This is a genomic window from Streptomyces sp. YS-3 (assembly GCF_045257485.1).
GTDB lineage: Bacteria > Actinomycetota > Actinomycetes > Streptomycetales > Streptomycetaceae > Streptomyces.
This window is the reverse complement of record NZ_JBJHPC010000233.1, coordinates 1-10,557: the sequence shown is the minus strand read 5'-3', so window position 1 is coordinate 10,557 and position 10,557 is coordinate 1. Positions and strand designations below refer to the sequence as shown.

Sequence of the window (10,557 nt, the reverse complement as noted above, 5' to 3'; positions counted from 1 at the left end):
ACGCGGGCGCGGCCCGGCGGTGGGGCTGGGCGGACGTCGCCGGTTCGTGCGGACCGGCCGCCGGGGCCTCTCGGCCCGGGTCCCCTTCCGCGGGGCGGCGCGCCGCGGCCGGGGGGCGTTGTGCGTCCGTGGTCAATGGCCCCCCTCGTACCCGTCGTGCCTGCGCTGCGGATCGGCTTGGCCGGCAGGGCCGTTCGTCGCCGCGTGGGCGCTACTTTACGGGCTGGACCGAAAGAGCAGGGATGCGGTCCGCGCTCGGGGGATCTGCACCGACTCGTCCCCCTACCCCCGGGTAGGCCGGTCTGGCAGGCTCTGCCCATGACTCCCCGCGCCGCTGACCGGGCCCGGTACGACCGGGCCACCGCCCATCTCGACGCCCCCCTCGCGCTCGTGGACCTGGAGGCGTTCGACGCCAACGCCGACGATCTGGTCCGGCGCGCGCAGGGCAAACCGATCCGGGTCGCCAGCAAGTCCGTACGGTGCCGGGCACTGCTCGAACGGGTACTGGCCCGGGACGGGTTCGCCGGGATCATGTCGTTCACGCTGGCGGAGTCGATCTGGCTGGCCCGGGCCGGGTTCGAGGACGTCCTGCTCGCGTATCCCTCGGCCGACCGGGCCCGGTTCGCGGAGCTGGCCGCCGATCCCAAGCTCGCCGCGGCCATCACCGTGATGGTCGACGATCCGGCCCAGCTCGACCTCATCGACCGGGCGCGGGACGGGGCCGAGGTGCCCGTACGGATCTGTCTGGAACTGGACACCTCGCTCCAGCTGTTCGGCGGGCGCGTGCGCGTCGGCGCCCGCCGCTCCCCGCTGCGCGGGCCCGCGCAACTGGCCGAGCTCGCCCGTGCCGTCGCCCGCCGCCCCGGCTTCCGGCTGGTCGGGCTGATGGCGTACGAGGGCCATGTCGCCGGGGTCGGGGACGCCGTCGCGGGGCGGCCGGTGCGCTCGCGCGCGATCCGGCTGATGCAGACGGCCGCGCGCCGGGAGCTGGCGGTGCGCCGGGCCGAGGTGGTGCGGGCGGTGCGGGCCGTGGCGCCGGACCTGGAGTTCGTCAACGGCGGCGGGACGGGCAGTGTGCAGCACACCGCCGCCGAGGACGCCGTCACCGAGATAGCGGCCGGGTCGGGGCTGTACGTGCCCCGGCTCTTCGACAACTACACCTCGTTCACGGGGCGTCCGGCCGCGCTGTTCGCCCAGCCCGTGGTGCGCCGGCCGGGCGTGGGCGTGGTCACCGTGCTCGGCGGCGGCTACCCCGCCTCGGGGGCGGCGGGCGTGGACCGGCTGCCCGTCCCGTACCTGCCCGAGGGGCTGCGCTACGACCCGCAGGAGGGCGCCGGGGAGGTGCAGACCCCGCTGCTCGGCTCGGCCGCCGACGATCTGCTGATCGGGGACAAGGTGTGGTTCCGGCACGCCAAGGCGGGTGAACTGTGCGAGCGGTTCGACGAGTTGGTGCTGGTGGAGGGCGACCGGGTCACGGCGACCGTCCCCACGTACCGGGGCGAGGGGCGCACGTTCCTCTGAGGCCCCCTTCGGCGGTGGCTCAGGGCGCGGGTGGCGCCACGCTGCTGCCCACCCCGCCGCCCTCCCGGCCGCCCAGGACCTTGATGCCGGCCGTGATCCGGTCGAGCACGGCGAGCGGCGGGGCGCCCCTGCCCGCGTCGAAGGCGAACCGGATGATGATCATCGATTCGCTGCCGACGCTCGACGGGAAGGCCAGCGACTCGACGTATCCGCCGGGTCCGGCCCCCGTCCTGACGCTCCACCGCACCAGATATCCGGTGCGTCCCGCGACGACCACGGAGGCGGCCCGCGCCTCGCGGTGCGAGACGATCCCGCCGTAGCGCTCCCGGTCGAGACCGTCCTTGCCGAAGGCGGCCTCGGCCGCGTCCGCGATGTCGTGCCTGGCGAGGGCGTCGGCGGTGTGGAGGTCGGTGCGGGTGGGGGTGCGGCTGTCGACGGTGGCGTGGTGGCAGAACGCGCCCGGGTCGCCCGGGCAGTCGAAGGTGTCCCTGGTCCGCATGGTGGGCAGACCGCCGATCCCGGAGTCGACCTTCTCCCAGCCCGGCAGGACCGGCAGGGTGATGCCGTTGAGCTGGTCGACCAGGACGTTCGGGTCGTCGCTGGGCGAGGGCGGCGGCGCGGGGCTCGGCGTCCGGGTGGAGGCCGTCGTCGCGGCGCCCCCGCTCGGCGCCGCCGCTGCCGCCGGTCCCCCGTCGTCGCCGTTGAGGAGGATCACCCCGGCCACCAGCGCGGTGACGAGGACCGCGGCGGCCACGGCCACGACGGCCGCCGGGCCCCGGCCGCGCGGCCGGTCGTGAGGTGCCACGGCCCCCAGGGGGACGGTGGGCGCCGGGGGCACCGCCGCCGGCCGGCCGGGCGCGCGGGTGTGCCCGGTCCAGGCGGTGCCGTCCCACCAGCGCTCCAGCAGGGGGGTGCCCGGATCCGGGTACCAGCCGGGCGGCGTCGTCATGCTCATCGGGCCACCCTAGGGCGTGTTTCGAAAGTCCCGTCTGCCCGGCGGCGTCTGGCACGCACGCTCGCCGCGTTGTCGGGATCGCCCCGATACAACCAGTATCGGGGCGACCCTCCGCCTTGCGATCGCACGCACCAGACGCCGCCGGGCCCGCCCTTCGGGCGGACGACGCTACTTTCGAAACACGCCCTAGAACGGCGCTTCGGCCGCCGTACACCGCCTCCCGTCCGGACGCCCGCGCCGCCGCACCCGCCGCCTACAGCGGTGTCACGTACGCGCCCGAGATACCCCCGTCGACCAGGAAGTCGGTCGCGTTGACGAACGAGGAGTCGTCGCTCGCCAGGAACGCCACCGCCGCCGCGATCTCGTCGGCCTCGGCGAACCGGCCCAGCGGGATGTGGACAAGCCGCCGGGCGGCCCGCTCGGGGTCCTTGGCGAACAGCTCCTGGAGGAGCGGGGTGTTGACCGGCCCGGGGCAGAGCGCGTTGACGCGGATGCCCTCGCGGGCGAACTGCACGCCCAGCTCGCGGGACATCGCCAGGACGCCGCCCTTGGAGGCGGTGTAGGAGATCTGCGAGGTCGCGGCGCCCATCCGGGCCACGAAGGACGCCGTGTTGATGATCGAGCCCCGGCGCTGCTCGCGCATGTACGGGATGGCCGCCTTGCAGCACAGGTACACCGAGGTGAGGTTGACCTCCTGGACGCGCTTCCAGGCCTCCAGACCGGTCTCCAGGATGGAGTCGTCGTCGGGGGGCGAGATACCGGCGTTGTTGAAGGCGATGTCGACGCTGCCGTAGGTGTCGTACGCGGCCTTGAAGAGCGCGTCCACCTGCTCGGCGTCGGTGACGTCGACGCGCACGGCGAGTCCGCCGACCTCGTCGGCGGTCTTCTTCGCCGCCGCCTCGTCGATGTCGCCGCAGACCACGTGGGCGCCCTCGGAGGCGAGCCGGCGCGCGGTCGCCAGCCCGATGCCGCTGCCGGCTCCGGTGATGACGGCGGTACGGCCGACCAGGCGGCGGCAGATGGTGTCGTCGGTCATGTGCTCAGGCCTCCGTGCTGATGAAGACGTTCTTGGTTTCGGTGAAGGCGGCCAGCGCGTCCGGGCCGAGTTCGCGGCCCAGGCCGGACTGCTTGTAGCCGCCGAAGGGGGTCCAGTAGCGCACGCTGGAGTGCGAGTTGACGGAGAGGTTGCCGGCCGCGACGGCGCCGGACACCCGCAGCGCGCGCCCCACGTCACGGGTCCAGATCGAGCCGGACAGTCCGTACTCGGTCGCGTTGGCCAGCCGTACGGCGTCGGCCTCGTCGTCGAAGGGCAGGACGACGGCGACCGGTCCGAAGACCTCCTCGACCGCCACGGGGGCGTCCGGCGCGGTGCCGGTGAGGACGGTGGGCGCGAACCAGAAGCCGGGCCCCTCGGGGGCGGTCCCCCGGATGCCGGGCAGGTCGGCGGGGACGTAGGCGCGTACCCGCTCCAGCTGGGTCCGTGAGATCAGCGGGCCCATCTGGGTCTTCTCGTCGGCCGGGTCGCCGACCACGACGGACTCGACGCCGGGGGCGAGGAGCTCCAGGAAGCGGTCGTAGACGGGCCGTTGGACCAGGATGCGGGTGCGGGCGCAGCAGTCCTGGCCGCTGTTGTCGAGGAAGGACATGGGGGCGGCGGTGGCGGCGGCCTCGACGTCGGCGTCCGCGAAGACGATGTTGGCGCTCTTGCCGCCGAGTTCGAGCGTGACCCGCTTCACGCGCTGGGCGCACTTGGCCATGATCTGCTTGCCGACCCGGGTGGAGCCGGTGAACACGATCTTGGCCACGCCGGGGTGCTCGACGAGCGCGTCCCCGGTGACGGTGCCCGCGCCCGGCAGCACCTGGAAGAGGTGGTCGGGCAGCCCCGCCGCGAGGGCGAGCTCGGCCAGCCGCAGGGCGGTGAGCGGGGTGGTCTCGGCGGGCTTGAGGATCACCGCGTTGCCGGCCGCGAGCGCGGGGGCGGTGCCCCAGGCGGCGATCGGCATCGGGAAGTTCCAGGGCGCGATGACGCCGACGACGCCCAGCGGTTCGAGCAGGGTGAGGTCGATGCCGCCCGCCACCGGGATCTGACGCCCGGTCAGGCGCTCCACTCCCCCGGCCGCGTAGTCGAGCAGATCGCGGACGTTGCCCGCCTCCCAGCGGGCGTTGCCGACGGTGTGCCCGGCCTCGCGCACCTCCAGCTGGGCGAGCTCTTCCAGGTGCTCGTCGACGGCGGTGGCGAAGCGGCGCAGCAGCCGGGCGCGGTCGGCGGGGGCGAGCGCCGCCCACTTCTCCTGCGCCCGCGCGGCCCGCGCGACCGCCGCGTCCACGTCCCTCGCGGTGGCGGCGGGGACGGTCGCGATGACCTCCTCGGTCGCCGGGTTGAGTACCTGGTGCTGGTACGGCTCGTACGCGTCGGACACTGCGGGCCTCACAGGCGTTCGAAGGAGCGGCGGAGCTCCCAGTCGGTCACCGCGGCGTCGAAGGCGTCCAGCTCGACGCGCGCCATGTTGCGGTAGTGCGCGACCACCTCGTCCCCGAAGGCGGCCTTGGCGATGGGGCTGTTCTCCCACAGCTCGGCGGCCTCGCGCAGGGTGGTCGGGACGTGTTCGTAGTCGCCGGTGTAGGCGTTGCCGGTGCAGGCGTCGGGGAGCTCCAGCTCGTGCTCGACGCCGTACAGGCCCGCCGCGACCAGTCCCGCGACCGCGAGGTGGGGGTTGACGTCGCCGCCGGGCAGCCGGTTCTCGAACCGCAGGGAGGGGCCGTGGCCGACCACGCGCAGCGCGCAGGTGCGGTTGTCGTGGCCCCAGGCGACGGCGGTGGGAGCGAAGGAGCCGGGCTGGAAGCGCTTGTAGGAGTTGATGTTCGGCGCGTAGAGCAAGGCGAAGTCCCGCAGTGCGGCCAGCTGGCCCGCCAGGAAGTGGCGCATCAGCGGTGACATGCCGCCGGGGCCGTCGCCGCGCATGACGTTGCGGCCGTCCTCGTCGGTGAGCGAGAGGTGGATGTGGCAGGAGTTGCCCTCGCGCTCGTTGTACTTCGCCATGAAGGTGAGCGAGACGCCCTCCTGGGAGGCGATCTCCTTGGCGCCGGTCTTGTAGACGGCGTGCTGGTCGCAGGTGACCAGGGCCTCGTCGTAGCGGAAGACGATCTCGTGCTGGCCGGGGTTGCACTCGCCCTTGGCGGACTCGACCGTCAGGCCCGCCGCCGCCATCTCGTTGCGGATGCGGCGCAGCAGCGGCTCGATCCGGCCGGTGCCGAGCACCGAGTAGTCGATGTTGTACTGGTTGGCCGGGGTCAGGCCCCGGTAGTCGGCGTCCCACGCCTGCTCGTAGCTGTCGCGGAAGACGATGAACTCCAGCTCGGTGCCGACCTGGGCGGTGAGACCGAGCGCTGCGAGCCGGTCGAGCTGGCGGCGCAGGATCTGGCGCGGGGCGGCGACGACGGGCGAGCCGTCGTTCCAGGCGAGGTCCGCGATGAGCAGCGCGGTCCCCTCGTTCCAGGGGACCCGGCGCAGGGTCGCGAGGTCGGGGTGCATGGCGAAGTCGCCGTACCCCCGCTCCCAGGACGACATCGCGTAGCCGTCGACGGTGTTCATCTCGGTGTCCACGGCGAGGAGGTAGTTGCAGCCCTCGGTGCCGTGGGCGGCCACCTCGTCGAGGAAGAACCGTGCGGCGAACCGCTTGCCCTGGAGCCGCCCTTGCATATCGGGGAAGGCCAGGACCACAGTGTCGATCTCGCCGCTCTCGACGAGGGCGCGCAGCGCCTCGATACCGAGCGGGGGTGTGCGGTCTGCCACGGGAAAAGCCTCCTTCGGTCAGCCGGGAGCCATAAGGTATTGCCGAGAACCATTGCTTGGGAAGGGGGTGCGGCCAGATGTCGCGACCGGATTTCGGGGACCGGCTCGCCGCGGTGCTGCGGCCGGTACGGGCCGGCAACGGCTTCGAGGAGGCGCTGGAGCAGATCCTCCAGGTCGTCCGCCTGGGCCTGGTGCCCGGCGGGGAGCGGCTGCCGTCGGAGCGGGAGCTGGCCGAGCGTCTCGGCATCAGCCGGGTGACCCTGCGCGAGGTCCTGAAGGTGCTGACCGACCAGGGCCTGGTGGAGGCGCGGCGCGGGCGCTACGGCGGAACGTTCGTGCTGCCCAGGGCCGCGACGCCCGGCGAGGACGAGCTGCGGCGCCGGGTGGCCGGGGTCGACGTGGAGGACGCGCTGCGCTTCCGCGAGGTCCTGGAGGTGGGCGCGGCCGGGCTGTGCGCGACGCACGGCCTCACCGACGAGCAGGCGGAGCGGCTGCGCGAGGCGCTGGCCCGCACGCATGACGCGCCGCTCACCGACTACCGGCGGCTGGACACGCTGCTGCATCTGACCCTCGCCGAGCTCTGCGGCTCACCGAGTCTGACGGCCCGGTACGCGGCGGTCCGCGCGACCGTGAACGACCTGCTGGACTGCATCCCGCTGCTCGTACGGAACCTGGAGCACTCCCAGCGCCAGCACACCGCGCTGGTCGAGGCGGTGCTCGACGGGGACGCGGACGGGGCGCGGGAGATGATGCGGGAGCACTGCGCGGGCACCGCGGCGCTGTTGCGGGGGTTCCTCACGTGACGCCTTCGCCCGCGGGCCGTGGTGGGCTGCTCGCGCCCGCGCGGCGGAGCCGCATGGTGTCACCACCCCGCGCCCCGGTAGGGCGTCCGGACCGCGGCGCCCCTCCACACGGCCACTCGGACGCGCACCCGTTTACTCCGACGTAACGCACGGGGCTTGCTTTCCGGCCGGGTTCCCCGCAAAGGTATGCCCCCAGTCCATTGACCCCGTCCCCCGTCGGGAGCCGCGTCATGACCATGGAGTCCACGGAATCCGCCACGCCCCGCCCCGCCGAACCGGCGGACGACTACCTGGAGCGCCGTACGCTGCGCCGCGGCAGCGCCGGCTGGCTGCTGCTGACCGGTCTCGGCGTCGCCTACGTCGTCTCCGGTGACTACTCCGGCTGGAACTTCGGCCTCGCCGAGGGCGGCTTCGGCGGCCTCGCGATCGCCATGGCCCTGATGGGCCTGATGTACGTCTGCATGGTCTTCTCGCTCGCCGAACTCTCCTCCGTGCTGCCCACGGCGGGCGGCGGCTACGGCTTCGCGCGCCGTGCGCTCGGCCCCTGGGGCGGCTTCCTGACCGGCACGGCCATCCTCATCGAATACGTCCTGGCACCGGCCGCCATCTCCCTCTTCATCGGCGACTACGTCGAGTCCCTGGGCCTGTTCGGACTCACCTCCGGGTGGCCGGTCTACCTCGCCTGCTTCGTCGTCTTCATCGGCATCCATCTGTGGGGCGTGGGCGAGGCGCTGCGGTTCAGCTTCGTGGTGACAGGCGTCGCGGTGGCGGCCCTGCTCGTCTTCGCGGTCGGCGCCCTCCTCGACTTCGACGCCTCCCGGCTCGACGACATCGCCGTCCACCACGACGCGGTCGGCGCGAACTCCTGGCTGCCGATGGGCGTGATGGGCATCTGGGCGGCGTTCCCGTTCGGCATGTGGTTCTTCCTCGGTGTGGAGGGCGTACCGCTGGCCGCCGAGGAGACCCGCGACCCGGCCCGTACGCTCCCCAAGGCGATCCGCTGGTCCATGGCCATCCTGGTCGTCCTGGCCCTGCTCACCTTCCTCGCCTCGGCGGGCGCGCGCGGCTCGGCCGCGATCCAGGACGCGGGCAACCCGCTGGTGGAGGCACTCCAGCCGGACGGGAAGGCCACGGCGCTCAGCCGGATTGTCAACTACGCGGGCCTCGCGGGCCTGGTGGCGTCGTTCTTCTCGCTGATCTACGCGGGCTCGCGCCAGCTGTTCGCCCTGTCCCGGGCGGGCTATCTGCCCCGCTTCCTGTCCCTGACCAGCCGCCGCCGGGCGCCCTACCTCGGGCTGCTGGTGCCGGGCGCGATCGCCTTCTCGCTGGCGGCGGCGACCGGGGACGGGGCGCGGATGCTGAACGCCGCGGTCTTCGGGGCCACCGTCTCGTACGCGCTGATGTCGCTGTCCCACATCGTGCTGCGCCGCCGCGAACCGGACCTGGAGCGGCCGTACCGTACGCCGGGAGGAGCACTGACCTCCTCGGTCGCGCTGGTCCTCGCGTGCGCGGCGCTGGTGGCCACGTTCCTGGTGGACGTGGTGGCGGCGCTGATCGCGCTCGGGGTGTACGCGGTCGCCATCGGGTACTTCGGCCTCTACAGCCGCCGGCACCTGGTGGCACGGGCCCCCGAGGAGGAGTTCGCGGCGCTGGCGGCGGCGGAGGCGGAGCTGGAGCGCGAGTGAGTGTCGAGCGGCGGCAGGAGAGCGAGGACGCGGTGGGACGGCCACTGATCGGTGTCAGCACGTATCTGGAGGAGTCGGTGCGCTGGGGGGTGTGGCACTGGCCGGCCGCCCTGCTGCCCGCCGCCTATCCGCGCCTGGTCCGGGCCGCGGGCGGGCTCACGGCGATGCTGCCGCCGGACGACCCGGCGTCGGCGGCCGAGGTGGTGGCCCGGCTGGACGGCGTGGTCGTGGCGGGGGGCCCGGACGTGGAGCCGGTACGGTACGGGGCCGCCCGCGACGCCCGGACCGGGCCGCCCGCACCGGAACGGGACGCCTGGGAGAGCGCCCTGATCGAGGCCGCGCTGGCGTCCGGGACCCCGCTGCTCGGCATCTGCCGGGGCATGCAGCTCCTGAACGTGGTGCTGGGCGGCACCCTGGTGCAGCACCTGGACGGGCACACCGGTGGCCGCGGCGTCGTGGGCCGCCACACCGTACGCCCGGAGCCGGGCACGCGTTACGCGGCCGTCGAGCCGCACGAGGCGTCCGTGCCGACCTACCACCACCAGGCCGTGGACCGGCTCGCGGGGACGCTGGTGGTGTCGGCGCGCGCGGAGGACGGCACCGTCGAGGCGGTCGAACTCCCGGGCGAGGCCTGGGTGCTGGGCGTCCAGTGGCACCCGGAGCTGGGCGAGGACACCAAGGTGATGGAGGCGCTGGTGGCGGCGGCGCGGGCCCGTACCGCGGCGATGGCCTACTGAGCGGGACCCGGCCCCGACCGCGTCAGTGACAGCAGGTCGCGGGCCGGGCCGGTGGGGCGGTGGGCGGTGCGCCACACCGCGCGCAGATCGCGGCGGAGCCGCAGCCCCTCCAGCGGGATCCGGACGAGGCGGCGGGCCGCCAGCTCCTCCCCCAGGGCGAGTTCGCTCAGGACCGAGGGCCCCGCCCCGCTCACCACCGCCGCCTTCACGGCCGTGGTGGAGGCGAGCTCCAGCAGCGGCCGGGCCACCCCGCCCAGGTCCGCGAGGGCCGCGTCCAGGACCTGCCGGGTGCCCGAGCCCTCCTCGCGCAGGATGAGCGGGGTCGCGGCCAGTTCGGCGGCTCCCAGCGGGGCGCGGCGCCGGGCCCACGGGTGGGCGGGGGCGGTGACCACCACCAGCCGGTCGTGGCCGATCACGGCCCCGTCGAGCCCGGCCGGCACGGCCAGGCCCTCCACGAACCCGAGGTCCGCCTCGTCCGACAGCAGCCGCTCGGCCACGAACGCCGAGTTCCCGGCGAGCAGCGAGACGGCCGTGCCGGGGCGTCCGCCGCGCAGCGCGATCAGCCAGCCGGGCAGCAGGTACTCGGCGATGGTCATGCTGGCGGCGACCCGCAGCCGCGAGTCGCGCCGCCCGCGCAGCGCCTGGGCGCCCGCGTCGAACGCCTCGGCCGCCTCCACCACCCGCCGGGCCCAGTCCGTCACCAGCGCGCCCTCGGCGGTCAGCCGGGAGCCGCGCGGCGAGCGGTCGACGAGGGCGACGCCGAGGTGGCGCTCCATCGAGCGGATGCGGCTGCTCGCGGCGGGCTGGGTGATCCCCAGGTCGCGCGCGGCGCGCCCGAGGCTGCCGTGCCGGGCGACCGCGATCAGCAGCTCCATCGCGCCCAGGTCGGGCACCCGCCGGGAGAGCGGGCCGGTGTCCTCCGCACTGCTCATACTCATAAACCCAGCTTATGTCCCCATAGGGAGAGCGGGTCTGGTGGCTCCCGCGTACCGCCGCGAAGGTGGACACATGGTCACCCTCGCCCAGCCCCGACCCCCGGCGCTCACCGCGCGCCACACCCCCC

Annotated in this window: 9 protein-coding genes; 4 read left to right on the top strand and 5 right to left on the bottom strand. The window is 74.1% G+C overall.

The features are described from left to right. Nucleotides 1-318 precede the first annotated feature (318 nt). A complete protein-coding gene (locus ACJA3G_RS19680; RefSeq protein WP_406554329.1) occupies nucleotides 319-1,521 on the top strand; it encodes an amino acid deaminase/aldolase in 1,203 nt (400 codons plus the stop codon). Between the two features lie 19 nt (nucleotides 1,522-1,540). Here the strand turns inward: ACJA3G_RS19680 and ACJA3G_RS19675 are convergent, their stop codons facing one another. From ACJA3G_RS19675 to ACJA3G_RS19660, 4 genes are all read right to left on the bottom strand, one after another. Further along, on the bottom strand, nucleotides 1,541-2,476 hold the full coding sequence (locus tag ACJA3G_RS19675) for a DUF2510 domain-containing protein (RefSeq protein WP_406554328.1): 936 nt from the start codon (nucleotides 2,474-2,476) through the stop codon (nucleotides 1,541-1,543). 253 nt (nucleotides 2,477-2,729) lie between these two features. Beyond that, a complete protein-coding gene (locus ACJA3G_RS19670; RefSeq protein ID WP_406554327.1) occupies nucleotides 2,730-3,512 on the bottom strand; it encodes a 3-oxoacyl-ACP reductase in 783 nt (260 codons plus the stop codon). Between the two features lie 4 nt (nucleotides 3,513-3,516). Continuing rightward, nucleotides 3,517-4,896 carry an aldehyde dehydrogenase family protein gene (locus ACJA3G_RS19665; RefSeq protein ID WP_406554326.1) on the bottom strand — a complete coding sequence of 460 codons (1,380 nt, stop codon included), beginning with the start codon at nucleotides 4,894-4,896 and terminating at the stop codon, nucleotides 3,517-3,519. 8 nt (nucleotides 4,897-4,904) lie between these two features. After that, nucleotides 4,905-6,269 (bottom strand): glutamine synthetase family protein, encoded by a 1,365-nt coding sequence (locus ACJA3G_RS19660; RefSeq protein WP_406554325.1) that lies wholly within the window; start codon nucleotides 6,267-6,269, stop codon nucleotides 4,905-4,907. Nucleotides 6,270-6,346: 77 nt separating this feature from the next. On the opposite strand from ACJA3G_RS19660, the gene ACJA3G_RS19655 reads away from it, so the two are divergent. The 3 genes from ACJA3G_RS19655 (at nucleotide 6,347) to ACJA3G_RS19645 (ending at nucleotide 9,494) form a co-directional block, all read left to right on the top strand. Next, on the top strand, nucleotides 6,347-7,072 hold the full coding sequence (locus ACJA3G_RS19655; protein WP_406554324.1) for a FadR/GntR family transcriptional regulator: 726 nt from the start codon (nucleotides 6,347-6,349) through the stop codon (nucleotides 7,070-7,072). Nucleotides 7,073-7,302: 230 nt separating this feature from the next. Further along, nucleotides 7,303-8,757 carry an ethanolamine permease gene (gene eat, locus ACJA3G_RS19650; protein WP_406554323.1) on the top strand — a complete coding sequence of 485 codons (1,455 nt, stop codon included), beginning with the start codon at nucleotides 7,303-7,305 and terminating at the stop codon, nucleotides 8,755-8,757. 32 nt (nucleotides 8,758-8,789) lie between these two features. Next, nucleotides 8,790-9,494 carry a gamma-glutamyl-gamma-aminobutyrate hydrolase family protein gene (locus ACJA3G_RS19645; protein WP_406554330.1) on the top strand — a complete coding sequence of 235 codons (705 nt, stop codon included), beginning with the start codon at nucleotides 8,790-8,792 and terminating at the stop codon, nucleotides 9,492-9,494. Here ACJA3G_RS19645 and ACJA3G_RS19640 read toward each other — a convergent pair. After that, on the bottom strand, nucleotides 9,488-10,432 hold the full coding sequence (locus ACJA3G_RS19640) for a LysR family transcriptional regulator (protein ID WP_406554322.1): 945 nt from the start codon (nucleotides 10,430-10,432) through the stop codon (nucleotides 9,488-9,490). The genes ACJA3G_RS19645 and ACJA3G_RS19640 overlap by 7 nt on opposite strands. Nucleotides 10,433-10,557: the final 125 nt, after the last annotated feature.